This window comes from Streptomyces sp. NPDC056479 (genome assembly GCF_042795335.1).
Lineage (GTDB): Bacteria > Actinomycetota > Actinomycetes > Streptomycetales > Streptomycetaceae > Streptomyces.
In genome coordinates this window covers 711387-735701 of record NZ_JBHTRZ010000004.1, presented here as the reverse complement: position 1 = coordinate 735701, position 24315 = coordinate 711387, and the positions used below count along the sequence as shown (strand labels likewise).

Genomic DNA, 24315 nt, shown 5'->3' with positions numbered 1-24315 from the left:
CATGGACGTCCCCCTCTGGTTCGCCCTCGCCGCCGTCGGCTACCTCGGCATCAAGCTCATCCGCCCGCCGCTCTGGCTGGTCCTGGTGCTGCTTCTGGGCGGCTACCTCATCGCCGACAGCCTGCTCGCCCCGGTCATCGACACCGCCATCAAGTAACCCGCCGCGAATGGAGATCCGCTGATGCTCCGCCCCAAGGTCCCGACCATGCCGCAGCCGACCAGCCTGATCACCCCGCCCGCCGTCGTCGAGCCGACCGCCGTCATCCCGCACCAGGACAACACCCCCGCACAGGTCACCCCGGCTCCGGCGTCTGCCCGGCCCACCGTCCAGCTCACCCCGGGCGCCGTTGCCGCGCTGATCGGTGGTGGCACGGCCGTGGTCCTGGTGGTCGGCGCCGTGCTGGTCTCGATGCTCCTCGCGGTCGCCATCACCGGCGCCTCGGTCGCCATATGCGCCCTGGTCATCCGCTCGCTCATCAACAGCGAAGCCAAGCGGCACTGACCGGCCCCCGGGCGGCCTCAACCGCCAAGTCTCCGCCGCCCGGGAGCCCTGCCCCTACCGAACCCGAAGGCCCGGAAGGAACCCCCAGCATGACGCACCGCACCACACCGCCGCCCCGCATCTGCCCCGACTGCGAGGGACACGCCTCCGCCGCAATTACCCTCGGCGGCCGCGACACCCGAGGCCACCTGCGGACCATCACCGCATACTGCCCGGCCTGCCACGGCACCGGCACCCGCCCCCTCCGCACGCGGGAGGGCGCCCGTGCCTGACCAGCTGCTCGACCCGGTCACCCTTGGCGACCTGCTGAGGGTGGCTTCGGCCGACGACTACGACCGCTGGCACGAACAGATCCGCCGCACCGGCGGCTGCTCCGACCCCATCCACCTCACCGGCTGGACCCTCACCAAAGACAAGACAACCGGCGAGACTCTGCACCACTACTCCACCGAGAGCGAGCCTGGTGGACGCCTCCGCCTCGCCTGCGGCAACCGCCGCGCCTCCCGCTGCCCGTCCTGCGCCTTCACCTACGCGGGCGATACCTACCACCTCATCCGCGCTGGCCTGGCCGGAGACGACCACCGCGACATCCCCGCCACCGTCCGCGACCACCCCCGCGTCTTCGCCACCCTCACCGCCCCCTCCTTTGGCCCCGTCCACAACCGGCCCGACCACGGCACCTGCCGCTGCGGCGCCCGCCACCCCGCAGACGACCCCACCCTCGGCACCGCCCTCGACCCGATCACGTACGACTACGCAGGCGCCGTCCTCTTCAACAATCACGCGGGCAACCTGTGGCAGCGCTTCACAACCCGTCTGCGCCGCGAAATCGCTGCCCGCGCCGGACTCACCCGCCGTGAACTCGCCGACCATGTGCGCGTCTCGTACGGCAAGGTGGCGGAGTTCCAGAAGCGCGGCGCCCTGCACTTCCACGCGGTGATCCGGATCGACGGCCCCGAGGGACCCGAGACGGCTCCTCCGGCCTGGGCAATGGTCGAACTGCTCGCGGACTCGATCCGTGCCGCCGCCGTGCACTCGTACACCTCCGTCTCAGTGCCGGCCGTTTCCGACCAGCCCGCCCGCACCTTCCGCTGGGGCACACAACTCGACGTACGCCCCGTTAAAGCGTTCGGTGACGGCTCCGACATCACCGAACAGGCCGTCGCCTCCTACGTCGCCAAGTACGCGACCAAGGCCGCTGAGAACACCGGCACCCTCGACCGCCGCATCGGCGAACTCTCCGAGCTCGACCGCCACCAGGTCCCCGACCACACCCGCCGCCTGATCGAAGCCTGCAAGCTGCTCGATCCGCTCTACCCCGATCGGCGTCTGTGGGCCTGGGCGCACATGCTCGGCTTTCGCGGCCACTTCTCCTCCAAGTCCCGCCGCTACTCCACCACCCTCGGCGAACTCCGTCAGGCCCGCGCCGACTTCCGCGCCGCCCAAGAACGTGCAGTCCTCGGCCTGGAGGACCGCGAACCCGACACGGTGCTCGTCCTGGCCGACTGGCAGTACGCCGGACACGGCCACACCCCTGGTGAATCCGAACTCGCCGCCACCATCGCCCGCGACCTCCAACACAACCGCGAAACAGCCCGCGAAGCCCTACGCGACCAGCTCGCCCAGGAAGGAGCTGCAGCATGATCACCGCCACTCGTTCGCGCAACATGCTCACTCTCGCGGAGGTCTGCGAGGAGCTGAGCATCTCGCGCTCGACCTTCTACGACTGGCGGGCGAAGCGGCGTGCGCCGCGTTGCCTCAAGCTTCCGAACGGCGACCTGAGGATCCGGCGTAGCGATCTCGACCACTGGCTCGACGACCGTGAGGACGCTGCCTGATGGAGACCACGTACGACGTGAAGGTGTACAAGATCCTCACGTACAAGGGTGCCCGGAAGACTACGTACACAGTGCGTTGGGTGGTCGCGGGCAAGCGCTGGCGTGAACCCTTCGGCACCGTGGCGCTTGCTGAGGGCTTCCGCTCCGAACTGATCCGGGCCACGGGGAAGGGTGAGGCCTTCGTCATCGCCACTGGGCTGCCGGTGTCCCACCGCTCCAAGTCGGCTTCTATGAGCTGGTACGCGTTCGCCGTCGGGTACGTGGATGCCCGTTGGCCGGAGCTCGGCGGCAACAGCCGTAAGAACACCGCCAAGACCCTGACGGCGGTCACCATCGCACTGCTGAGGGCCCAACCGACCCAGTTCGCCCCGGTGGCCGTGCGGACCGCGCTGCGCGAATGGGCGTTCAACGTGACCCGCCGTGCGGACGCCCCGCGGGACGTAGTGACCATCCTCAGGTGGGTGGAGCGCAACTCTCTGCCGGTCTCGGCCTGGGAGGAGCCAGAGAGGGTCGATGAGGTCCTGCGAGCCGTCGACACGCGCCTCGACGGCAAGCAGGCGGCGGCCTGGTCCAGGAAGCGCCACCGCCGGATCCTGAACGTCGTCATGAAGCACGCCATCCGCCGGCGCGTCCTGCGGACCAACCCCCTCCCCAAGGGGAAGGAATCGACGGCTGTCACCAAGACCAGCAATGCCGTGGACAAGCGGTCCTTGCTGAACGCGGACCAGGCGGCGTCACTCCTCGACTGGATCCGGCGCCGGCCCCGTGGGGGAAAGCGGCTGCACGCGTTCTTCGCCACGCTGTACTACTGCGGTCTGCGACCGGAGGAAGCCATAGCCATGCGAGTGGAAGACGTGACGATTCCCGACCCTGACGCCGGGGATCAGTGGTGTGAGTTGCTGATCCACACGGCGACTCCGGAGGTCGGCAAGCAGTGGACCGACACCGGAGAGATCCACGAGGAACGCGACCTGAAGGGCCGTGCCGAGGGCGAGACGCGCACTGCGCCGGGGCATCCCGCCCTGACGCGCATCCTGCGGCTGCACATGGAGGACGAACAGCTCAAGCCGGGAGACCTGCTGTTCCAGGGGGAGACGGGTGGCATCCTCGCGGGTTCGGTCATCCGTCGGGCCTGGCGCGGTGCGCGCAAGGCTGTCTTGCCCCCGCACGTCTTCGAGTCGCCCACGGGAAGGCGGGTGTACGACAACCGGCACACGCGCCTTACCAAATGGCTCAACGACGGGATCCCGCCCGCGCAGGTTGCCGAGTGGGCCGGGAACAGTGTGCCGGTACTCCTCGCCACGTACGCCCGCTGTGTCGAAGGGCAGCTTCCTGATTTGAAGAAGCGCCTCGAAGCGGCCGGAGACCTCCCCGAGCCGCCCGACGCTGGTTGATCTTCGGCCAAGAAACTTCGACACGTATTCGACACGGCCACCCGCAAAAACCCGGTGACAGCCGGACGGCCCCGGAGCACTCCCTTGATCGTCAGGGGAGGGCCCGGGGCTTGGTCATGTCGGGCGGTACCTGCTCTGAACAGCAAAAACGCCCTCCCGATGGGAGGGCGGAGACTGGGCGCCCCCGGCAGGACTCGAACCTGCGGCCAAGCGCTTAGAAGGCGCCTGCTCTATCCACTGAGCTACGGGGGCCGGTTGTGTGGCCTCGTTCGTGGTGCCCGGGTGTGGGCCGAACCGTGACGTTGCCGGGGACAAGGATAGGGCTCCCGCATCCGTGTCCCAGTTGCTTCGCCTCCGTGGCTCGATGTGGAGGTTCGGTGAAGCGGTCCTGATAATCGCAGGCAGGTACGAATCGTGCACCGCTTTTGGCCTCTCCCGCCCCGGGTGTTGTGCACTCGTTATGCCTGGACTGTGCCCGTGTCCCAGTCGTCCCTTCCGTCCCTTGTGTCCTATCGGCGCGCAGACATGCTCATATGCTTCAGAATTCCCCTAAAATTGGGCATTCTTCGCATGTGGTGACCTTGGACGTACGGCCTCAGCTGCTCGACGCACTCTCCGCCCTGCGCGACCGTGTCGCGGCCGCACGCTTCCCGCTGCCCCTGGCGGGGGCGCCACGCGCGCGTGCCAACCGCGACGAACTGCTCGCGCAGCTCGACGACTATTTGGTGCCCCGCCTGAAAGAGCCCGAAGCGCCCTTGCTGGCAGTGGTGGGAGGATCCACCGGCGCCGGCAAGTCGACGCTCGTCAACTCTCTGGTGGGCCGACGCGTATCGGAGGCGGGCGTACTGCGCCCGACTACGCGAAACCCGGTGCTGGTCTGTCATCCGGAGGACCATCACTGGTTCAGCGGGATGCGCGTACTGCCCGACCTCACCCGCGTGTGGGTACCCGAACAGGACCCGGGCGAGGAGCTGATCATGCCCGGCGACGACGCCGCGCGCGTGCTGCGGATCGAGACCGCCGACTCACTGCCGGCCGGGATCGCCCTCCTCGACGCGCCCGACATCGACTCCCTCGTCGCCGACAACCGCGCCCTCGCCGCCCAGCTGATCTGCGCGGCCGACATCTGGATCATGGTCACGACGGCCGCCCGGTACGCCGACGCCGTCCCCTGGCACCTGCTGCGCACCGCCAAGGAGTACGACGCCACCCTCGTGACCGTCCTGGACCGCGTGCCCCACCAGGTCGTCTCCGAGGTCTCGCGGCAGTACGGCGCCCTGCTCACCAAGGCCGGCCTCGGCGACGTACCCCGCTTCACCGTGCCCGAGCTGCCCGAGTCGGCCTGGGGCGGCGGGCTGCTGCCGGCCACCGCGGTGGCCTCGCTGCGCACCTGGCTCGTCCATCAGGCCCAGGAGCCCGCGGCCCGAGAGCACGTCATGGCCCGTACGGCCTACGGCCTCCTCGACTCCCTCAAGGCCCGCCTGCCCGAGCTCGCCGCCGCCGCAGCCGCCCAGTACGCGGCGGCCCTGCGGCTCACCGCCGCCGTCGACAGCGCCTACGACAGCGAGTACGCACGCGTGCGTGCCCGGCTCCAGGGCGGCGCCGTGCTCGCCGGTGACGCCCTGAAGCGCTGGCGCGCCTTCCCCCTCGACTGCTCCGCCGGTGAGCTTCTCGACTCACTGGTGGAGAGCCTGAGCACCCTCCTGCTGTGCGCCGTCACCGCCGCCGACGAGCGCGTCGACGACGCCTGGCGGCGTGAACCGGCCGCCGCCGCCCCGGAACTGACGGACCGCGATCCGAAGGCGGCGAGCCTCGAACACCGCATCGGCATGGCCGTACGGCGCTGGCGGCGCGAGCTCGAGGAGTACGCCGAGGACGAGGTGAGCTACCTCGACCGCAGCGTCGCTCCGGACTCCGAGGTCGTCACCGCCCTCGTCGCCACCGCGCTGCTGGGCAGCCGCCGGGCGCGGTCCGCGGGGGAGGGGCTCGCCGAGCGGATCGGGGCGCACGGGGCGCTGCGGCTGCGCGACCGGGCCGGCCGGCTGCTCACCGAGCACCTCGACCGGGTCATGCACAACGAACGCGAGCGACGGCTGGCCCCGCTCGACGCCCTGGAGGTCCACCCCGATCCCCAGGCCGAACTCATCGCCGCGCTGTCCGTACTGCAGAAGGAGAGGTGACCGGTGACCGCCGTCACTGACCAGGACCACACGGAACACGCCGATCAGCAGCAGGAGGACCGCCGCGTCAGCAAGGACGACGATCGCGTGAACGACATCCCCGTGCCGGGTGCCGCCGAGAACGGCCTCCCCTCGGCCGACGAACGCACGCCGGACGAGCAGCCCGGCGAGAGCGACGGCGTCATCGCCGCCGAGGAGCCGGACAAGCGCAAGATCTGGAGAAAACTGGCGAAGTGGGAGAGCCGGGTGATCGAGGACGACGACGCGCGCGTGGAGCAGCCCTCCGGCCTCGGCGACCCACCCGCGCGCGAGGACGCCGCCGACTCGGACGACGGCCGTCAGGGTGACGCCGCCGGAGCCGCACACGCGAGCGCGCCCGACCCGGGCGGTCGTAACTCCCACAACGGCAACGGCAACGGCAACGGCAACGGCAACGGCAAAGACCGCGCCGGCGACGACGACAGCGCCGGGGACGGGGGCAGCAGCAACGTCACGCCCGCGGGAGGCAGGGGAGGCAAGGAGGGCAAGAGAGCCGGGACCACACCCGCGCGTGGGAGCGTCTCCGACCCCGTCGGCCGCAAGGAGAGCGCCCCCTCCCGCCGTACGGCACCGCCCTCCCGTACGACACCTTCCTCCCGCCCGGAGTCCCCCTCCCGCGCGGACGCCTCGTTCCGCAAGGACGCCCCCTCCGGCACCGACCCCTCGACCCCCTGGGACGACGGTCTGATCGCACGCCGGGTGAACGAAAGCAACGCCGTTGCCGAGCAGCCCCCAGTCGTGGAGCCCCGGGCGTCCTCGGGGCCACAGGTGGCGACGCCGCTCGCGTACGACGGGGCTCTGCGGTCACGGCTCGACGCGTTGCGTGAACTGGTCGGACTCTCCCGCACCCGGCTCGACGGCAAGACGCTCGGCGAGGCGGGCCGGGTGCTCGACGAGGCGGCGGCGCGGCGCAGGCTCTCCGGGCAGCACACCGTCGTTGCCATCGCGGGAGCCACGGGCAGCGGCAAGTCCCAGCTGTTCAACGCGCTCGCCGGAGTGACCATCTCGGACACGGGCGTACGACGGCCGACGACCGCCTCGCCCCTCGCGTGCAGCTGGAGCGACGGCGCGGCGGGCCTCATCGACCGGCTCGGCATCCCGCCCCGGTTGCGACGGCGCCCCGCGCAGAACGCGGCCGCCGACGGGCAGCTGCGCGGGCTCGTCCTGGTCGACCTGCCCGACCACGACTCCGCGGCCGTACAGCACCGTGAGCAGGTCGACCGTGTGCTGGCGCTCGTGGACGCGGTCATCTGGGTCGTCGACCCCGAGAAGTACGCCGACGCGGTCCTGCACGAGCGCTATCTGCGGCCCATGGCCGGACACGCCGAGATCATGTTCATCGTCCTCAACCAGACCGACCGGCTGCCCGGGGAGGCCACCGACCAGGTCCTCGACGACCTACGGCGGCTGCTCGACGAGGACGGCATCGCGCTCGGCGAGCACGGTGAACCGGGCGCGGTCGTGCTCGCGCTGTCCGCACTCACCGGGGACGGCGTCGGCGACCTGCGCGAGGCGCTCGGCGAGTTCGTCGCGGAACGCGGGGCGGCGGCGCGCCGGATCTCGGCCGACGTGGACGCCGCCGGGCTGGGGCTGCGGCCCGTGTACGCCGCGCGGCGGCGGACCGGGCTCAGCGAGGAGGCGCGGGACGAGTTCTCCGCCCGGCTCGCGGACGCCATCGGCGCCACCGCCGCGGGCGAGGCCGCCGAGCGGGCGTGGCTACGCAACGCCAACCGCGCGTGCGGGACGCCCTGGCTGCGGCTGTATCGCTGGTACCAGGACCGCAGCGAACCACCGACGGGACGGCTGTCCCTGCGGACCCAGACGGACGAGGAGGCCACCGCGCGCCAGCGTGTGGAGCAGGCGGTGCGAACGGTCTCCGAGCAGGCGTCGGCCGGGCTGCCCACGCCGTGGGCACAGGCGGTGCGCGAGGCGGCCGTACGGGGGGCCCAGGGGCTGCCCGAGGCGCTGGACGAGTTGGCCGCGCGGGCCGGACTGCCGCCGGGGCGGCCGCCGCGGCCGGGCTGGTGGCCGATGGCCGTTCTGGTGCAGGCCGCCATGACGATCCTTCAGATCGTGGGCGGGCTCTGGCTGGTGGGGCAGATCATCGGCGTCATGGAGCCCAACCTGGGCGTGCCGGTGCTGCTGATGGCGGCCGGCATCGTCGGAGGCCCGCTCGTCGAATGGGGCTGCCGGATGGCGGCACGGGGACCGGCACGGCGGTACGGCACCGATGCGGAACGACGGCTTCGAGAAGCGGCGGCCGGATGCGGACGGGCCCGGGTGCTGGATCCGGTGGCGGCGGAGCTGTTGCGATACCGGGAGGTTCGTGAGCAGTACGGGCGGGTGATGGGGGTGGGGGCCACGGGGAGGTGAGCTGAGGCGCCGCCCGGGACGTGGAGCTCACCCTTGTGGGTGGCGGAGATATCCACAGACGGGCGGTGATCCACAGGGCTCTGCGGGCTCGGCCCGGCGGAGGCAGTCTGGCTTCGCGGCGATCGCGACGGACGCGGTCGAACGCGGTGACGGCGGCGCACCCGGAGGTGTCCGGGGCGCGGCCGTCATGTCGGACGCAGCCGTACGGGACGGGCCCGTACGCGTATCCGCCCGGCGTGAACGGCCGGGCCAGGGAGGGGTTCGTGATGAACGAGACGATCATCTGCGCGGTGGGGAACGTGGCGACACAGCCGGTGTTCCGGGAACTTGCGACGGGACCGTCCGCCCGCTTCCGGCTGGCGGTGACCTCGCGCTATCTGGACCGGGGGAAGAACGAGTGGACCGACGGCCACACCAACTTCTTCACGGTGTGGGCCAACCGCCAACTCGCCACGAACGCCGCCGCGTCGCTGAACGTGGGCGATCCGGTCGTGGTGCAGGGCAGGCTCAAGGTGCGCTCGGACGTACGGGAGGGGCAGAGCTGGACGTCGGCGGACATCGACGCGCTGGCGATCGGTCACGACCTCGCGCGCGGCACATCGGCCTTCCGACGCGCGCCGAGGCCGGAGACGGTGCCCGCCGCACCCGCACAGCCCGAGCCCGACTGGGAGACACCCCCCGCCGACCCCGTTGACCAACAGGCCCCGGAACCAATGGCGATGACGTGACGTCAGTCACTGGTGGGGCCTGACCGAACTGCGGCTTATCGACGAATGCGTACCGAACGACCCCGGTGGATTTGTCGATAAGCCCTGCTCGCAAGGGATCTTGGCGATAACGATTCCGAGTCGGATCGGCCCTCCGACCAGATCACGGGGAAGCCTGCTGCGCCGCGTCCCTAGGATGCCGGGCATAGCTCTCGGGGCTTCAAGAAGCTGCTGGTGGGACCGTCCCCCACGTCAACGGGTCCTGCTCGAAGGGGAATTCTGTGTTTGCTGCGTTCTCAGCGTCGGCGCTGTCGGCGCGCGGGCGAGGGGCGGCACGCCTCGCCGCCGCGACCCTGGTGTCCGGGCTCGTCGCCGCCACGGTGCTGGCGGGCGCCGGCACCGCCGCGGCCGCGCCCGCCGCCGACGCGACAGCGCCGAGCCAGGGCGGGGCGACCGCCACCATAGGTGGCCTGAAGACCTACGGCGCCGCGGTCGTCCACACCGACTCCGGCGACCAGGAGATCTCGGCCGGCCTGTTCGAGATGTCCGTCGACGGCGGCGGCATGCTCCAGACGTACTGCGTCGACATCCACAACCCCACCCAGCGCGACGCCAAGTACCACGAGACGCCCTGGAGCGGCACCTCCCTGGGCGCCAACAAGGACGCGGGCCGGATCCGCTGGATCCTGGAGAACTCCTACCCGCAGGTGAACGACCTCGCCGCGCTGGCCGAGAAGGCGGGCTTCAAGGGCGGCCTCACCGAGCAGGACGCGGCGGCCGGCACCCAGGTGGCCATCTGGCGCTACTCGGACGGAGTGCGGGTCGATGCCGCCGACCCGCAGGCCGAGAAGCTCGCGGACTATCTGGAGAAGAGCGCGCGGGGCGTGGCCGAGCCCCAGGCGTCGCTGACGCTGGACCCGCCCGCGGTCTCCGGCCACGCCGGTGAGCGGCTCGGTCCGGTGACGGTGCACACCAACGCGGACAGCGTGACGCTGACCCCGCCCGCCGACGCCGCCACCAGCGGGGTGCGGCTCGTGGACAAGGACGGCAAGCCCGTCACGACCGCCGCGGACGGCGGCCAGGTGTTCTTCGACGTGCCCGAGGACACCCCGGACGGCCAGGCCGAGCTGACCGTGCAGGCCTCCACGACCGTGCCGGTGGGGCGTGCTTTCGCCGCCGAGAGCCGCAGCCAGACGCAGATCCTGGCCGGCTCCAGTGAGTCGACGGTCTCGGCGACGGCGAGCGCGAGCTGGGCGGAGACCGGTGCGATACCCGCGCTGTCCGCGGTGGAGAACTGCGACAAGGGCGGTGTCGACATCACCGCGGCCAACGAGGGCGACGCGCCCTTCACCTTCGAGTTGCTCGGGATCGAGTACAGCATCCCGGCGGGCGCCTCGCGCACGGTCACGGTCCCGCTCCAGGAGGACCAGGCCTACGACTTCACCATCGAGGGGCCGGGCGGCTTCGAGAAGCGGTTCACCGGTGTGCTGGACTGCATGACGCAGGCGGGCGAGGCCGAACAGGCGGGCACCGTCACCCAGACCCTCAGCGAGCCGAGCCCCGCGACCGTCGGCACCGACTCCGACGACACCAACCTCGCCGCCACCGGCGGCTCCACGATGACCCCCCTGATCGCCGGCATCGCCATCGGCCTTGTCGTGATCGGCGGCGCGGCCCTGGTCGTCGTACGGAAGAGGGAAGCGTCGGCACAGGAGTAGGGGGGCACCCCACTTTTCCTTGCTGCAGAACGCCGATCAGGGCCCGATCCACGAAGACGGATCGGGCCCTGATCTTCGGGGCGCCGGCGCGGTTCGGCAGGTCTCGGTGCGCCTTGGTCGGCGGAACAACCCATGGGCCGCCCGTCACGGCCCGTACTCCACCGGTAGGTCTCGCCTGGGGCGCACCGTCGCCCACCGTCCCACGTCTCACGCCGAGATCGTCACGGCATGAGACGCGGCCGGTCCCCGTTCTGAGCCGCGGCTCAGAAGGCGCTGTTGTCGCAGCCCATGGTCGAACCGATGTGGGTGCCCTGCGCGCCCGGGTCGCCCTCGCCGTTGAGCGCGCTGCCGAGCGCGCCGTTGAGGATGCCGACCTGGCCCAGGACGTCGAGGTTCAGGTCGTGCGACTTGCAGTTGGAGCTCTGCAGCACGCTGACCTTGTCCCCGCCCTTGCCGCCGTGACCGTCGAGGCCCTGGGCCGTGGCGGTGCCGGTGCTCAGCAGGCCGACGCTGCCAAGGGCGACGACCACGACGGCAGCCCTCTGAAGCTTGTGCATGTCATCTCCGATGGAGTGAGGTGGGTGCGATCTGTGATAGATCGACTCCGTACAGTTACGAGAGGTTAATGTGAAAAATTTGTATATGTCCTTACGACGCGCCGGGAATCACACCATTCCTGCCCGAACGCGTTACCCACCCGAAGCCCCGGGCTTCGCCGGACGTCCGTGGACGACGAGCGCGACGCACGGCGCCGATGGCACTGACAGACGGCGACGGAGCGTGGCTTCTCAGTTCAGTTGCTCGGCCAGTCCGACGATGATGCCCTCCGGGCCGCGGAGGTAGCAGAGCAGATAGCTGTCCTCGAACCGGGCGATCTCGCCGACTAGTTCGGCGCCGTGAGGGCGCAGGCGGGCAACGGTGTCCTCGATGTCGTCGACGGCGAACATGACGCGGTGCGTGCCCAGAATGTTGTGCGGCCGGTTGCGCGGCCCGGCGCTGATCGCCGCGGGGCTGCGGTACTTCGCCAGCTCGAGCCGGCTGTGACCGTCCGGGGTCCGGACCATCGCGATGTCACAGCGGACGCCGTCGAGTCCGGTGCACTGGTCGGCGACGAGGCCCTCGACCTCCGTCCTGCCCTCCAGTTCCATGCCGAGTTCCACGAAGAACGCGATGGCGGCGTCCATGTCCTCGACGACGATGCCGACGTTGTCCATCCGCTGAATCGCCATGCTGGTTCTCCTTCATCCTCGTGCGGCCGGTGGTGGTCGCTGATGTTGCTGGGACGGAGCCGGTGGCACGTTCTCGACATCCGTGGACCGCCGAACTCCAAAAAATATGGATCGCGCTTCGCCGTAGCAGGTGGACGTTGGCGCTCCCCTGTCGCATACGTGTCGAAGGCGCCGACGATCACAGCGACCCTTCGCGCCGCGTGGCCGGATCCGCTCCCTTGTTGATGCTTTATGCACGTGTCACACATTTGGTAAGCGGGGTGACTGGGGGAGGGGACTCTGCATGTCCGTGCTGGGTGGTAACCACGGTGAGCCGTCGGACTGGGCCGTGGAGCGGTTCGGGCGGCACGCCGGCAGGCTCGGCGAGGCGATTCCGGAGCAGCTGGCCAGGGCCCACGGGCGGGCTCATGCGGTGCACCTCACCGCGAGGCTGAAGAAGCGCAGCCCGTACGGCGTCACCCTGGCCGAGGCGGTGCGGGAGAACCTCGCGGATACGGCTCGTGAGCTCGACGAAGCCGTGCGGGACGTGCGCGGATATGAGTACGCCGTCATCAACGACCACGCACTTTTCCCCTTTAAATACGCCGACCGCCCCAAGCCCCTCCAACGGGCCCGGCTGGCAGCCAACGCTTCCCCCACGCGCCGTCGGATGCTCCTGAGCCACGGCCCGGACCCACAAGACACCCTCTTCCCCCTGGACGACGAGCTCACGACCGAGGAGTACGAGGAGCTGCACGAGACCTTCGAGGCCCTCGGCGCATCCACGAAGCTCGTGTGTCTCTTCTTCACGGCCGACCCGGAGAACGGCATCCACGTCATCCACTGGGGCGACGCCCACCTCGAACCGGACCGCACCTTCACCTGGCTCTACAGCGAGCAGCTGCGGGTGGCGCCCCGGCCGCTTGAGTGAGCGGCCCTGCTGCGGCAGTGAAACCCCAGGTCAGAGCCCCCCGCCCATACCCGTTTCCCCCCAGGGGTGGCGATCCGGCAAGATGGGGTGTATCTGCCCACTGCCTGATTTCAAGCTGCCGGACGGTTTCTCTTGGCTGAGTTCATTTACACCATGCGCAAGGCGCGCAAAGCGCACGGCGACAAGGTGATCCTCGACGACGTCACCCTGAACTTCCTCCCCGGAGCGAAGATCGGCGTCGTCGGCCCGAACGGTGCCGGTAAGTCGACCGTTCTGAAGATCATGGCGGGCCTCGAGCAGCCGTCGAACGGTGACGCGTACCTGTCGCCCGGGTACAGCGTCGGGATCCTGATGCAGGAGCCCAAGCTGAACGACGACAAGACCGTCCTGGAGAACGTCCAGGAGGGTGTCGCCGAGGTCAAGGGCAAGCTCGACCGGTTCAACGAGATCGCCGAGCTGATGGCCACCGACTACTCCGACGCGCTGCTCGACGAGATGGGCAAGCTTCAGGAGGACCTCGACCACTCCAACGCCTGGGACCTCGACGCCCAGCTCGAGCAGGCGATGGACGCCCTCGGGTGCCCGCCCGGCGACTGGCCCGTGGTCAACCTCTCCGGTGGTGAGAAGCGCCGCGTCGCGCTGTGCAAGCTGCTGCTTGAGGCGCCCGACCTGCTGCTCCTCGACGAGCCCACCAACCACCTCGACGCCGAGTCCGTGAACTGGCTGGAGCAGCACCTCGCCAAGTACGCGGGCACCGTCGTGGCCATCACCCACGACCGGTACTTCCTCGACAACGTCGCCGAGTGGATTCTCGAGCTCGACCGCGGCCGCGCCTACCCGTACGAGGGCAACTACTCCACGTACCTGGAGACCAAGCAGACCCGTCTCAAGGTCGAGGGGCAGAAGGACGCCAAGCGGGCCAAGCGGCTCAAGGAAGAACTCGAGTGGGTCCGCTCCAACGCCAAGGGGCGCCAGGCCAAGTCCAAGGCGCGTCTGGCCCGCTACGAGGAGATGGCCGCCGAGGCCGACAAGATGCGGAAGCTGGACTTCGAGGAGATCCAGATCCCGCCGGGCCCGCGGCTGGGCGCCATCGTCGTCGAGGTCAACAACCTCTCCAAGGCCTTCGGGGACAAGGTCCTCATCGACGACCTGAGCTTCACGCTGCCGCGTAACGGGATCGTCGGGGTCATCGGCCCGAACGGCGCCGGCAAGACCACGCTCTTCAAGATGATCCAGGGGCTCGAGGCCCCCGACTCCGGCACCATCAAGGTCGGCGAGACCGTCAAGATCTCGTACGTCGACCAGAGCCGCGAGAACATCGACCCGAAGAAGTCGCTGTGGGCCGTAGTGAGCGACGAGCTCGACTACATCAACGTCGGCCAGGTCGAGATGCCGAGCCGTGCGTATGTCTCCGCCTTCGGCTTCAAGGGCCCCGACCAGCAGAAGCCGGCCGGCGTTCTCTCCGGCGGTGAGCGCAACCGCCTCAACCTCGCGCTCACCCTCAAGCAGGGCGGCAACCTGCTGCTCCTCGACGAGCCGACCAACGACCTCGACGTCGAGACCCTCAGCAGCCTGGAGAACGCGCTGCTGGAGTTCCCGGGTGCGGCCGTGGTCGTCTCCCACGACCGGTGGTTCCTCGACCGAGTCGCCACGCACATCCTCGCCTACGAGGGCGAGTCCAAGTGGTTCTGGTTCGAGGGCAACTTCGAGTCGTACGAGAAGAACAAGATCGAGCGGCTCGGCGCGGACGCCACCCGTCCGCACCGTGCCACCTACAAGAAGCTGACCCGGGGCTGATCGGTCTTGCGCCACATCTACCGCTGCCCCCTGCGCTGGTCCGACATGGACGCGTACGGGCATGTCAACAACGCGGTCTTCGTCCGCTACCTGGAGGAAGCCCGTATCGACTTCCTGTTCCGTCCGGAGAAGGACTTCAAGCAGGGGTCGGTGGTGGCGCGCCACGAGATCGACTACAAGCGGCAGCTCGTCCACCGGCACCACCCGGTGGACATCGAGCTGTGGGTCAGTGAGATCAGGGCCGCGTCCTTCACCATCACCTACGAGGTGAAGGACGACGACCTGGTCTACGTCCGGGCCTCGACGGTGGTCGTGCCGTTCGACTTCGAGGCGGAACGGCCGCGGCGGCTCACCGCGGAGGAGAAGGAGTTCCTCCGCGAGTACACGGACGACGCGAAGGACAAGGACGACGAGGAGGAGGCCGTCGCCGCATGACGGTGCTGCACCTCGCCGACGAGGGGGAGGCAGCGGATCTCGCGGCCTTCCTCTCCCGGCTGCTCCACTACGACCGTGGGGCCGCGGTGCGCCTCCAGGCGGCCGGCACGGCGCTCGCCGTCTTCGGGCGGCCGCCGTCCTTCGAGGTGCTGGCGATCCGCGCGGTACGGCTGGCGAAGCCGTACGAGAACGGGCTCGACGTCACGCTGGACGTGACCGTCTCCGCCGGTGAACTCCTGGAGTCCGTCGACGAGTCGGCGGCCACCGCGGTCGTGCCGGGGGCCGTGACCGGGCCGCCGTGGGCAGGGGTGCTCCCGCCGCGCGGCGGATGGCGGCCGGTGCCGGGGCTGCCCGCGCCCGATGCCCTGCGGGCGATGATCGGTGCGGGTGTCGCGGAGTTCCGGTCGCGTACCGAGGAGTTGGCGGCCGAGCGGCGCACCCGGGCCGAACTCGACCGGGTCGGGCGGGAGATCTGGTCCCGGACCGTCGGGGACACCCATCTGCCGATGCGGGCCGTGCACGCGGCCCAGTCGCTGGGATTCCTGCGCGCCACCAGGGAGCTTGCCCTGTTCTCGTCCGGTGCGTGGCTACGGCTGCGCACGCCGTACGGGTCGATCGCCGTACGGCGTGCGGGACTCGGCACCCTGGACGTCAGCGTCCGCTGATCCCGCCGTACACGCGCTCCCGGGCGGCTCAGCCCGCCGTGTTCACCATCGACGCCGCCGCGTACGTCAGGTAGTTCCACAGCGTCCGCTCGTGCTCCTCGGAGAGGCCGAGCTCGTCGACGGCGACCCGCATGTGCTTCAGCCAGGCGTCGTGCGCCTCGCGGTCGACGGTGAAGGGGGCGTGGCGCATGCGCAGGCGGGGGTGGCCGCGGTTCTCGCTGTACGTCGTCGGGCCGCCCCAGTACTGGATCAGGAAGAAGGTCAGGCGCTCCTCGGCCGGGCCCAGGTCCTCCTCGGGGTACATGGGCCGCAGCAGCGGGTCCTCCGCGACACCCTCGTAGAAGCGGTGGACGAGGCGGCGGAAGGTCTCCTCCCCGCCGACCTGCTCGTAGAAGGTCTGCTCCTGCAGCGTGCCGCGCCGAATCTCATTCACGCCTCCATGCTCTCAGACGCGGCGACCGAGGACTCCAGGCTTAGGACCAGCCAACGGATCAGCAGCGGCCGACCCCGAGTGACGCGTTCCGGATCGTCCGGCGAGGCGCTCGCCTCACACCGCCTCCAGCAGGACAGTGGACGTATGAGCGCACACGCTCTCGACAGGGACCTGGACGACCTCGCCGCCTCGGCACGGGCCGCACTGGTGCGTGAGATCGAGATGAGCGGGGCGTGGGCCGACGACCCCGTGTGGCGGGAGGCCTTCGCCGCCGTACCCCGGCATCTGTTCGTGCCGTACTACTACGTCGGTATCGCGGGCGGATACGAGCGCCGCTGGGGGGAGAGCCCCGACCCGGCCGCACGCGAGCGCTGGGTGCGCGGCGCCTATGCCGACACCCCGCTGGCCACCCGGCTGCGCGACGGCGAGCTGCTCTCCTCCAGCAGCCAGCCGTCCCTCATGGCGATGATGCTGGTCGCGCTGGAGGTGGCGGAGGGCGACAGAGTGCTGGAGATCGGCGCGGGCACGGGCTACAACGCCGCCCTGCTCGCCCACCGGCTCGGCGACGACGATCTCGTCACCACCGTCGATCTGGAGCCCGAGATCACCGAGTCGGCACGACGGCATCTGGAGGCGGCCGGCCACCGCCCCGCCGTCGTCACCGGCGACGGCGCACGCGGTGTGCCCGAGCGCGCCCCCTTCGACCGCATCATCGCGACCTGCACCCTGCCGTCGATCCCCCGCGCCTGGCTCGCCCAGTGCCGCCCCGGCGCCCGCGTCCTGACGCCGCTCGCCACCGGCCTGGTCGCCCTCGCCGTGCGGGACGCCGAGCACGCCGAGGGGCGCTTTCTGCACACGCCCGCCTACTTCGTGCCGTTGCGCGGCGGCAGCCGGAACGAGCCGGAGCCACCACGCGTGGGCGGGCTGCCGCGCCGGGCCAGGGAACACGAACTGTTCCGCTTCCTGCTCACCCTGACCCGCGGCAGCCTCGACCCGCAGGAGGCGTACGCGCTGTGGGAGCGCGAGGGGCAGCCACAGCGGGAGCGGTTCGGGATCACGGTGCGCGGCGAGCACGAGTGGGCGTGGCTGGACGACCCCGAGGGGCCGTACGCGTGGCCGCTGCCCGGCTGAAACGCCGGGAGGGGGCGGTCGTACGGCGCTTTCTCGCCGTACGACCGCCCCCTCCCGGTATCGAGATGCCTAGCCGCGCCGGATCGTGATCGTCGTCCACGCCCCGACGTGCACCCGGTCGCCGTCCTGCAGCGGCACCGGCACGAAGGGCTGGATCGGGTCCTCGGAGCCGTTCACCGTCGTGCCGTTCGTCGAGTTCTGGTCGACGACCGCCCAGGTGCCGTCCGGCTGCTGGACCAGGACCGCGTGCTGGTGCGAGACGCCCGGGTCCTCCGGCGGCACCGACAGGTCGATGTCGGGGGATTCGCCGGTGGAGTGGCGGCGGCGGCCGATGGTGATCTGGTTGCCGGTGAGCGCGCGCTGCTGCTCGGGCGAGTACGCGGGCAGGTTCAGGCCCGCGGCCTCGGGGCCGGAGCGCTGCATCATCGCCATGAAGTACTCGCGGTCCGGGCCGATGGTCGCCATCCAGGTCATCGGCTGCTGGTGGTAGCCGGGACCGGGCGGCGGCGGGGCCTGGGTCGCGCCGGGCGGCGGGTAGCCGTAGCCGCCCTGAGGGGGCGCGCCGGGGGCACCCGGGCCGCCGGGGCCCGACGACGGCGGGGAGATCACCCAGTCGTCGTCACCGCCGCCGAAGGACGGGCCGCCCTGCTGCGGACGGTTCGGCTCCTGACCGAACCCGGGCGGGGCCGGCGGGGCGGAAGGGCCGGGTCCGGCCGGATGGAACGCCTGCGGAGCACCACCGGTCGCGCCGGGACCACCGGGGCCGCCGGGCGGTGGCGGAACCGGACGCGACGGGTCGCCGCCGAAGGCGGAGGGGGCGTTCATTCCGGGGCCACCGGGGCCGCCGGGAGCGCCATAGCCACCGGGAGCGCCGGGGGCAGCCGGACCACCTGGTCCACCCGGTCCACCGGGGCCGCCAGGATTGCTGGGGCCGCCGGGACCCGGGCCGAAGCCGCCAGGGCCGCTCTGACCACCGGGGCCGGGACCGCCGTAGCCCGAACCGGGCCCACCCATGCCACCGGGGCCGGGACCGGGAGCGCCGGGGCCACCCGGAGCGCCGGGGCCGCCAGGGCCACCGGGACCGCCCGGGGCCTGCGGATCCGCGCCGAAGGGCGGAATCGGTTCCGCCGGGCGGTTCACCTGGGACGGGCGTGAGCCCTGATATTCATACGAGTCACCGCCGCCGAACGACGGCGGGGGCCCCGACTGCTGCTGGAAGTGGGACGGCAGGCCCGGGCCGCCCGGCGCCGGCGGGCGCGGCGCGGCGGGCGTGTACGACGTCGCCGTGTTGGTCAGGAAGTTCCACCGGCACTCCTCGCAGAACGGCGCACCGCCCTCACGCGGTGTACGGCACTGCGGGCAGAGCTCCGGCTCCGGGAAGCCGGGCATGGGCTGGTGACCGCCTGGCTGACCGGCGTTCGGTCCACCGGACGGGCCGCCGGGGCCGGGACCGCCGGGAGGCGGGAAGCCGTAGCCACCGCCGGGCGGGGGCGGGGGCGGAGGGGGCGGAGGTACGGCACCGGCCATGCGGTGACCGCAGACCTCGCACCAGTCGTCGGAACCCGACTGGTGTCCGTTCGGGCAGGTCGGCATGTCGGCGCTTCCCCCTCTCTTTTCCGGTCGCTTTTCGACCGGATTTCTCCAACCCCGAGGGGCCGGGCTCGCTCTTTTCAGGGTCCTGCTAGGTCACTTCTTTACACGAACAGTCTTTGTGGACCGTGTCTCGAGAGTCATCTCGTCGGCCTCCGCGACCTTCGCCTTCAGTCGCACAGTACCCGCCGCGGCATCGACCACGTCCACCACCTTCGCAAGGAGTTTCGCCGTATCCGCGTTTCCGGAGGCGCTGGCGAGCTGAACGGCGCGGCCCAGTTTGGCCGTTGCACCATCCATATCGCCCGCTTTGCGAAGATCGAGCCCTTGTTGAATGGCTTGTGCCAGTTCGGCCTGACCGGTGTAGTGGGCCACCTGCGGGTTGATCGACGTCGAGGCGACCATGTCGTCGGTCCATACGGCCCGTACGAGGCCCTGCGCGCCCAAGTTTCCCGCGCTGCCGTCGGGTTGCGGAACGACCAGGGAGACCCGGGCGGCGAGCATCTCCCGGCCGATCTCCGCGACCGGGACCTCGACGCAAACGTGGTAGTCACGGGACTCGTCGCCCCAGGAGCCCGTGGGGTAGTCACCGGCGCGCGGGCCGGCCTCGGTGCGCCGGTCGGTCAACTCCTCGACCGTCGGCGCGACCTGCTTGACGAACTTGATGGTCGTGCCGACCGGCGTCCACAGCCGTAGCGCGACGTCCGCGACCTCCTTGCCCATCGCCGTCTCCATCATCTGCGTGAAGTCGGCGGCCAGAGCGGCCGGATCGGCGACGATGTCGGCGCTGCCGAGCAGGGCGGAGGCGATCGCTGTGACTTCTTTCACTTCCCAGTCGGTACCCACGCCACGGGCGTCACAGGTGAACCGTCCGGCACAGGAGTCCAGCGCGGCCTTGAGGTCTTCCGGCGACTCGTGTTCATTGCGGCCGTCGGTGAGCAGGATGCCGTGCCGGATGGCGACATCGGCCGAGGACAGCAGCCGGTCGGCGAGCCGCAGCCAGGTGCCGATGGCCGTGCCGCCGCCCGCGCTGAGCCTGCGCAGGGACTGCTTGGCCTGGTCGCGGGTGGTGGCGTCGGCCACAGCCACTCGGCCACCGCCCGGATACACCTCTTTGGCCACGTGCGTGCCGCCGATCACCGCGAAGTGCACACCGTCACGCAGGGTGTCGATCGCGGCCGCCGTGGCGTCGCGGGCGTTGCGCATCTTGGTCGGCGGGTAGTCCATCGAGCCCGAGCAGTCGACCATGATCGCCACGGCCGCGGACGGGCTCTGCCCCGGTGCGTACAGATGGGGCGCGGCGACCGCGCTGCCGACCGTGCCGCCGCCGGTCGCGGTGACCGTGACGATCGCGTTGACCTCGCGACCGCCCTCCGGCAGGTACTCGTTCTGGTACACGTCCACCGAGAACTGCGGCACATTTGATTTCGAGAAGTTGGCCATACGTTCTCAAATCCCCCTAAAGAACCCCACAGTGGGGCCATGGCTGTCGACGGACCGGTCCCCTCCGGTCCGATGAGGCCGTCCCCGCAGTTGGCCTCAGGCCGATCCTGCCCCCATCGGCGGTGCCGGGAACGGCAGGACGGCCACTGTTACGTTGTCGTGGCCCCCGCCGTCGAGCGCGTGTCCGACGAGGACCTGGGCGCTGTGCAGGGGGCGCGCGGCGGCGTCGAGGGGCACGACGTCGGCCATGTCCTCGGCCGCCTCCGCGTAGTTCCACAGCCCGTCCGTGCACACCACCACTACACCCGGACGGTCCGGCTTGAAGGAAGCGGTGTGCGGCTCCAGTTCGTAGGCGTCCGCGCCGAGCCAGCCCGTGATGGCGTGGGCGCGCTCGTCGGCGTACGCCTCGGCCTCGTTCATCAGGCCCGCGGCGACCATCTGCGCGGCCCAGGAGTCGTCCTCGGTGAGCCGGGCCGGGGGAGTGCTGCGGTCCACCGGCACCCAGTAGGCGCGGCTGTCCCCGACCCAGCCGACGACCAGCAGGCCGGCGGTGACCACGGCGCCGACGAAGGTGCAGGCCGGCGCGTTCTGGTGCGGGGCCTGCTCGCGGGCCGTGGCCGGCTCGGCAGCGAGTGCGTTGACCGCGTTCGAGGCGGCGATGATCGCGTCGTGCATGGCCTGCTGCGGATGTGTGCCGCGCGGCAGGGCGGCCAGGAGCGACTCGCTCGCGGTGCGGGACGCGGCCATCGAGGCGTCGTCGGGGCGGGTCGCCGAGGACACACCGTCGCAGACGACCGCCAGGACCGCGGGTCGGCCGTCGGGCAACGCGGTGCTGGCGACGGCGAACGCGTCCTCGTTGCGGTGGTGGCGCAGCCCACGGTCGCTGACGGCGGCGACCGGGCCGGCGTCCAGCTCCATGTGGTCGCGCTCGCGCGGCTGGGCGTGTCCGCAGTTCTCGCAGTACCCGTCGTGATCCACGCGGCCGGCACGGCACGCGACGCACACCTTGGTGCCCTCGGGCGGGGTCGGCAGGTCGGCGGCGATGCGTGGGTCGGGTGCCTGCAACGGGTACTCCTCGGGCTCCGGCGGACGGTCGAACCGTACGCCGGAGGCGGGGGAGACGGGCGAGCCGGTCGGCGTGGCAGCGGCCGCGGGCGGAGCTGGCGGGGCCGGCGGCACATCGGGGCCGACCGTCGCCGGGGGTGCCGGCGCGGGGATCGGCGGCGCCTGCGGGGCCGGGGGAGCGCCCGGGGGCGGCGTCGAGCCGTTCAGGGCGATGGTGGGGTGGTCGTCCGGCCGTACGGGCACGGCGGACAGGTCGTATCCACACGCACCGCAGAAACGGTCACCCGACTCGAGCGGCCATTCGCAGCTCGGGCAGGCGGACAACTGGGGCATCTGCGACATCAACTACACCCACGTCCGGGGGCGGTAACGATTGGCACGTTCCACCAGGTCGATCCTCTCCTCGCCGCCTCGCGCGAGCCGGGCCAGCATGCGGTACGAACGCTCCAGACCGAAACGCAGGCCCCGCTCGTCCAGGCCGCTGCCGAGCAGCGTCCGTCCTCCGGCGGCGGGAGGGGCGGAACCCTGGCCCCCGGAGAGTATCCAGTCCAGCGCGCAGCCGAGGACTTCCGCCGACAACTGCTCCCTGCGCGCCGGGTCGAGGCCATACGCATCCAGCGCCTCCACCTGCCCCGCCGCGGCGGTCAGGTCGTCAAGAAACGGTACGTCCGCGGCGACCGCCGTGCGTTGACGCAGCCGGGCCCGGACGGCCGCCACCCGCGCGGCCGTGTAGTGGATGGAGCTCTCCGGCACCGACTCCAGGGTCGCCACGGCGCCGCGGCGGTCGCCGGTCGCCAGCTGGACCCGGGCCAGACCGAAGGCGGCGCTGACATAGCTGGGGTCGGTCGACCACACCAGGCGGTAGTACTCGGCGGCGTTGTCCAGCTGGCCCAGCACCTCCGCGCACAGGCCGAGGGCCAGCTTGGGGGCGGGTTCGCCGGGGAAGGCGTCGTAGATCGCGTCGAAGGAGAGCGCGGCGCCCTCCTGGTCGCCGGTGACGAGGGCGGCCACGCCCCGGTACCAGACCACCCGCCAGTCGTCCGGCCGCTCGTCCTCCAGCTTCAGCAACGCCTGGTGCGCGGTCGCGGTGTCGCCGTTCTCCAGCCAGGCCCGCACCTGCCTGAGCCGGGTCTCGGTCGACGGCGCCGGCGCGGCGGCCAGCGCGCCGAGCAGTTCGGCCGCCGCGGTGGTCATCAGCCCCGCGAGGAAACCGGCGTTGGGGTCGGCGGGGTCCACGTGGGGGACCGGCAGGGCGAGGGCGGCGGCGGGGGCGCCCACGGGCTTGACGATGCCCGCGCCGGTCTCCGGGGCTGGGGCGCCGGTCGCGGTGAGCGCCTTGCGGGCGGGCGCCACGCGAGCCCCCAGCCGCGAGACCTCCCCGTCCAGCTTCGGGAACAACTCCGTGTCCGTCACCCGTACTTCGGGCCCGAACAGCGTCGACAGCGACGGCCGCGCGCGCCCCGTCTGCAAGGACACGACCTCGCGCAGCACACCCGTCAGCTGCTCGGTCATCTCCTGCGCGGAGGCGAAGCGGCGGGCCGGGTCGGGGTCGGTCGCGCGGACCAGGAGGCGGTAGAAGGACTCGTACTGGCGGAAGACCTCGATGTTGTCGGGGTCGGGCAGCGAGTCGACGTAGACGTTCGTGTAGCCCTGGAAGTCGAAGGTCAGCACGGCCAGGGTGCGGGCGACCGTGTACAGGTCGGAGGCGACCGACGGGCCGACGTCCGCGACCTCCGGCGACTGGTAGCCCACCGTGCCGTAGATGGCCGACTCGTCGTCGTCCATCCTGCGCACCGCGCCCATGTCGATCAGCTTGAGCTGGTCCTCGGTCTGGATGGCGTTGTCGACCTTGAAGTCGCAGTAGAGCAGGTTGCGGGCGTGCAGATGGCCGAGCGCCTCCAGGGCCTCGATGCCGTACGCGCACGCCTGCTCGACGGGCAGCGGGTCGCGTCGGCCCGTCTGTGTGCGGCGGGCGTTCGCGATCTCCTTCAGGGACTTGCCGCCGACGTACTCCATCACGATGTAGCCGTCGAGGGAGCCGGTGCGCTTGTCGAGGTGCTCGACGAAGTTGTAGATCCGCACGATGTTGGCGTGCTCGATCTCCGCGAGGAAGCGCCGCTCGGAGATCGCCGCCGCCATCGCGTCCTGGTCGCCGGTGTCGAGCAGACCCTTGAGCACCACCCAGCGGTCGGAGACCGCGCGGTCCACGGCGAGATAGATCCAGCCGAGGCCGCCGTGCGCCAGACAGCCCACGACCTCGTACTGACCGTGCACGATGTCGCCGGACTTCAGCTTCGGCATGAACGAGTACGGGTGCCCGCACTTCGTGCAGAAGCCCTCCGTACGGCCCGGCCGCTCGCCGCGGGCCCGGCCGACCGGCGCGCCGCAGTCCGAGCGGGAGCAGAACCGCTTGCGCTCGGGCACCTCCGGGTTGTCCAGCACCATCTCGCGCGGATCGGGCCGCGGCACGTCCGGGACCTGCACCAGGCCGACGCCGAGTCGGCCGCGCCCGCTGGAGCCGGCGCTCGAACCGGAGCTGCGCACCGACACGGAACGGCCCGTGGAACGGCCCGACAGCGACCGCGACAGCCGTCCCGACACCGAGCGCCGGGACTTCGACGACTGGGACGACGTACGCGAACTGCCGCGGCTGGTGGAGCGGGAGCTGCCGCTGCCCGTCGAACCGCGTGAGTCCTTGCCGCCGCTCGTCACGCCGGTGGGCGGCGAGCCGACCATGCCGGACGCCGAGACGACCGGGGCGAGACCGCAGGTGTCGCAGTACAGCTCGCCGCCGCCCATGTCCTCGTACGTACCGCCGCAGTCCGGCCGCTGACAGCTCTGCTGTGCCTGACTCATGACGACGACT

22 protein-coding genes and 1 tRNA gene are annotated in these 24315 nt (G+C 71.0%); 15 read left to right on the top strand and 8 right to left on the bottom strand.

What is annotated here, in order from left to right; genetic code table 11:
- The first annotated feature begins 1 nt into the window (after position 1).
- The 6 genes from ACFQ6S_RS19820 (at position 2) to ACFQ6S_RS19795 (ending at position 3734) form a co-directional block, all read left to right on the top strand.
- A complete protein-coding gene (locus ACFQ6S_RS19820; protein ID WP_093746058.1) occupies positions 2 to 157 on the top strand; it encodes a hypothetical protein in 156 nt (51 codons plus the stop codon).
- Positions 158 to 181: 24 nt separating this feature from the next.
- The gene (locus ACFQ6S_RS19815) at positions 182 to 502 is read left to right on the top strand and encodes a SpdD-like protein (protein ID WP_383411000.1); all 321 of its coding nucleotides are present in this window, start codon (positions 182 to 184) and stop codon (positions 500 to 502) included.
- Positions 503 to 591: 89 nt separating this feature from the next.
- The gene (locus tag ACFQ6S_RS19810) at positions 592 to 774 is read left to right on the top strand and encodes a hypothetical protein (RefSeq protein ID WP_383410998.1); all 183 of its coding nucleotides are present in this window, start codon (positions 592 to 594) and stop codon (positions 772 to 774) included.
- Positions 767 to 2146: a replication initiator protein RepSA gene (repSA, locus tag ACFQ6S_RS19805; protein WP_383410995.1), complete on the top strand. Its 1380-nt coding sequence runs from the start codon at positions 767 to 769 to the stop codon at positions 2144 to 2146. The genes ACFQ6S_RS19810 and repSA overlap by 8 nt, the downstream gene beginning before the upstream one ends.
- The gene (locus ACFQ6S_RS19800) at positions 2143 to 2340 is read left to right on the top strand and encodes a helix-turn-helix transcriptional regulator (protein ID WP_383410992.1); all 198 of its coding nucleotides are present in this window, start codon (positions 2143 to 2145) and stop codon (positions 2338 to 2340) included. The genes repSA and ACFQ6S_RS19800 overlap by 4 nt, the downstream gene beginning before the upstream one ends.
- The gene (locus ACFQ6S_RS19795; RefSeq protein ID WP_383410989.1) at positions 2340 to 3734 is read left to right on the top strand and encodes a tyrosine-type recombinase/integrase; all 1395 of its coding nucleotides are present in this window, start codon (positions 2340 to 2342) and stop codon (positions 3732 to 3734) included. The genes ACFQ6S_RS19800 and ACFQ6S_RS19795 overlap by 1 nt, the downstream gene beginning before the upstream one ends.
- 179 nt (positions 3735 to 3913) lie before the next feature.
- On the opposite strand, the gene ACFQ6S_RS19790 is transcribed toward ACFQ6S_RS19795, so the two are convergent.
- A tRNA-Arg gene (locus ACFQ6S_RS19790) sits at positions 3914 to 3986 on the bottom strand.
- 320 nt (positions 3987 to 4306) lie between these two features.
- On the opposite strand from ACFQ6S_RS19790, the gene ACFQ6S_RS19785 reads away from it, so the two are divergent.
- The 4 genes from ACFQ6S_RS19785 to ACFQ6S_RS19770 all read left to right on the top strand — a co-directional run bounded on the left by ACFQ6S_RS19785 (position 4307) and on the right by ACFQ6S_RS19770 (position 10751).
- Positions 4307 to 5914 (top strand): dynamin family protein, encoded by a 1608-nt coding sequence (locus ACFQ6S_RS19785; protein WP_383410986.1) that lies wholly within the window; start codon positions 4307 to 4309, stop codon positions 5912 to 5914.
- Positions 5915 to 5917: 3 nt separating this feature from the next.
- Complete coding sequence (locus ACFQ6S_RS19780; RefSeq protein WP_383410983.1) at positions 5918 to 8326, top strand: GTPase; 2409 nt, start codon at positions 5918 to 5920, stop codon at positions 8324 to 8326.
- Positions 8327 to 8592: 266 nt separating this feature from the next.
- Positions 8593 to 9054: a single-stranded DNA-binding protein gene (locus ACFQ6S_RS19775; RefSeq protein ID WP_383410980.1), complete on the top strand. Its 462-nt coding sequence runs from the start codon at positions 8593 to 8595 to the stop codon at positions 9052 to 9054.
- 260 nt (positions 9055 to 9314) lie between these two features.
- On the top strand, positions 9315 to 10751 hold the full coding sequence (locus ACFQ6S_RS19770; protein WP_383410977.1) for a Cys-Gln thioester bond-forming surface protein: 1437 nt from the start codon (positions 9315 to 9317) through the stop codon (positions 10749 to 10751).
- 263 nt (positions 10752 to 11014) lie between these two features.
- On the opposite strand, the gene ACFQ6S_RS19765 is transcribed toward ACFQ6S_RS19770, so the two are convergent.
- Entirely contained in the window at positions 11015 to 11308 is a 294-nt protein-coding gene (locus ACFQ6S_RS19765; protein ID WP_383410974.1) for a hypothetical protein, read from the bottom strand.
- 231 nt (positions 11309 to 11539) lie between these two features.
- Positions 11540 to 11980: a VOC family protein gene (locus ACFQ6S_RS19760; protein ID WP_383410971.1), complete on the bottom strand. Its 441-nt coding sequence runs from the start codon at positions 11978 to 11980 to the stop codon at positions 11540 to 11542.
- 283 nt (positions 11981 to 12263) lie between these two features.
- Here ACFQ6S_RS19760 and ACFQ6S_RS19755 point away from each other — a divergent pair, with 283 nt between their 5' ends.
- The 4 genes from ACFQ6S_RS19755 (at position 12264) to ACFQ6S_RS19740 (ending at position 15787) form a co-directional block, all read left to right on the top strand.
- Positions 12264 to 12890 (top strand): hypothetical protein, encoded by a 627-nt coding sequence (locus ACFQ6S_RS19755; RefSeq protein ID WP_383410968.1) that lies wholly within the window; start codon positions 12264 to 12266, stop codon positions 12888 to 12890.
- A gap of 132 nt (positions 12891 to 13022) precedes the next feature.
- Positions 13023 to 14687 carry an energy-dependent translational throttle protein EttA gene (ettA, locus tag ACFQ6S_RS19750; RefSeq protein ID WP_383410965.1) on the top strand — a complete coding sequence of 555 codons (1665 nt, stop codon included), beginning with the start codon at positions 13023 to 13025 and terminating at the stop codon, positions 14685 to 14687.
- 6 nt (positions 14688 to 14693) lie between these two features.
- Positions 14694 to 15122, top strand: coding sequence for a thioesterase family protein (locus ACFQ6S_RS19745; protein ID WP_363050329.1), 429 nt, complete (start codon positions 14694 to 14696; stop codon positions 15120 to 15122).
- Entirely contained in the window at positions 15119 to 15787 is a 669-nt protein-coding gene (locus tag ACFQ6S_RS19740) for a hypothetical protein (RefSeq protein WP_383410961.1), read from the top strand. The genes ACFQ6S_RS19745 and ACFQ6S_RS19740 overlap by 4 nt, the downstream gene beginning before the upstream one ends.
- A 28-nt stretch (positions 15788 to 15815) precedes the next feature.
- Here the strand turns inward: ACFQ6S_RS19740 and ACFQ6S_RS19735 are convergent, their stop codons facing one another.
- Positions 15816 to 16220 carry a globin gene (locus ACFQ6S_RS19735; RefSeq protein WP_383410958.1) on the bottom strand — a complete coding sequence of 135 codons (405 nt, stop codon included), beginning with the start codon at positions 16218 to 16220 and terminating at the stop codon, positions 15816 to 15818.
- Positions 16221 to 16364: 144 nt separating this feature from the next.
- On the opposite strand from ACFQ6S_RS19735, the gene ACFQ6S_RS19730 reads away from it, so the two are divergent.
- Positions 16365 to 17351 carry a methyltransferase domain-containing protein gene (locus ACFQ6S_RS19730; protein WP_383410955.1) on the top strand — a complete coding sequence of 329 codons (987 nt, stop codon included), beginning with the start codon at positions 16365 to 16367 and terminating at the stop codon, positions 17349 to 17351.
- A gap of 69 nt (positions 17352 to 17420) precedes the next feature.
- Here ACFQ6S_RS19730 and ACFQ6S_RS19725 read toward each other — a convergent pair whose 3' ends face one another.
- The 4 genes from ACFQ6S_RS19725 to ACFQ6S_RS19710 all read right to left on the bottom strand — a co-directional run bounded on the left by ACFQ6S_RS19725 (position 17421) and on the right by ACFQ6S_RS19710 (position 24305).
- The gene (locus ACFQ6S_RS19725) at positions 17421 to 18944 is read right to left on the bottom strand and encodes an FHA domain-containing protein (protein WP_383410952.1); all 1524 of its coding nucleotides are present in this window, start codon (positions 18942 to 18944) and stop codon (positions 17421 to 17423) included.
- Positions 18945 to 19037: 93 nt separating this feature from the next.
- Complete coding sequence (locus ACFQ6S_RS19720) at positions 19038 to 20384, bottom strand: VWA domain-containing protein (RefSeq protein WP_383410949.1); 1347 nt, start codon at positions 20382 to 20384, stop codon at positions 19038 to 19040.
- Positions 20385 to 20480: 96 nt separating this feature from the next.
- Positions 20481 to 21794 carry a PP2C family serine/threonine-protein phosphatase gene (locus ACFQ6S_RS19715; RefSeq protein ID WP_383410946.1) on the bottom strand — a complete coding sequence of 438 codons (1314 nt, stop codon included), beginning with the start codon at positions 21792 to 21794 and terminating at the stop codon, positions 20481 to 20483.
- Positions 21795 to 24305, bottom strand: coding sequence for a tetratricopeptide repeat protein (locus ACFQ6S_RS19710; RefSeq protein WP_383410943.1), 2511 nt, complete (start codon positions 24303 to 24305; stop codon positions 21795 to 21797).
- Positions 24306 to 24315 lie beyond the last annotated feature (10 nt).

Coding starts and splice junctions, on each gene's coding strand:
- ACFQ6S_RS19820 (WP_093746058.1), top strand. CDS start 2: ATGGACGTCCCCCTCTGGTTCGCCCTCGCCGCCGTCGGCTACCTCGGC.
- ACFQ6S_RS19760 (WP_383410971.1), bottom strand. CDS start 11,980: ATGGCGATTCAGCGGATGGACAACGTCGGCATCGTCGTCGAGGACATG.
- ACFQ6S_RS19800 (WP_383410992.1), top strand. CDS start 2,143: ATGATCACCGCCACTCGTTCGCGCAACATGCTCACTCTCGCGGAGGTC.
- ACFQ6S_RS19720 (WP_383410949.1), bottom strand. CDS start 20,384: ATGGCCAACTTCTCGAAATCAAATGTGCCGCAGTTCTCGGTGGACGTG.
- ACFQ6S_RS19710 (WP_383410943.1), bottom strand. CDS start 24,305: ATGAGTCAGGCACAGCAGAGCTGTCAGCGGCCGGACTGCGGCGGTACG.
- ACFQ6S_RS19740 (WP_383410961.1), top strand. CDS start 15,119: ATGACGGTGCTGCACCTCGCCGACGAGGGGGAGGCAGCGGATCTCGCG.
- ACFQ6S_RS19730 (WP_383410955.1), top strand. CDS start 16,365: ATGAGCGCACACGCTCTCGACAGGGACCTGGACGACCTCGCCGCCTCG.
- ACFQ6S_RS19755 (WP_383410968.1), top strand. CDS start 12,264: ATGTCCGTGCTGGGTGGTAACCACGGTGAGCCGTCGGACTGGGCCGTG.
- ACFQ6S_RS19795 (WP_383410989.1), top strand. CDS start 2,340: ATGGAGACCACGTACGACGTGAAGGTGTACAAGATCCTCACGTACAAG.
- ACFQ6S_RS19815 (WP_383411000.1), top strand. CDS start 182: ATGCTCCGCCCCAAGGTCCCGACCATGCCGCAGCCGACCAGCCTGATC.
- ACFQ6S_RS19765 (WP_383410974.1), bottom strand. CDS start 11,308: ATGCACAAGCTTCAGAGGGCTGCCGTCGTGGTCGTCGCCCTTGGCAGC.
- ACFQ6S_RS19775 (WP_383410980.1), top strand. CDS start 8,593: ATGAACGAGACGATCATCTGCGCGGTGGGGAACGTGGCGACACAGCCG.
- ACFQ6S_RS19725 (WP_383410952.1), bottom strand. CDS start 18,944: ATGCCGACCTGCCCGAACGGACACCAGTCGGGTTCCGACGACTGGTGC.
- ACFQ6S_RS19810 (WP_383410998.1), top strand. CDS start 592: ATGACGCACCGCACCACACCGCCGCCCCGCATCTGCCCCGACTGCGAG.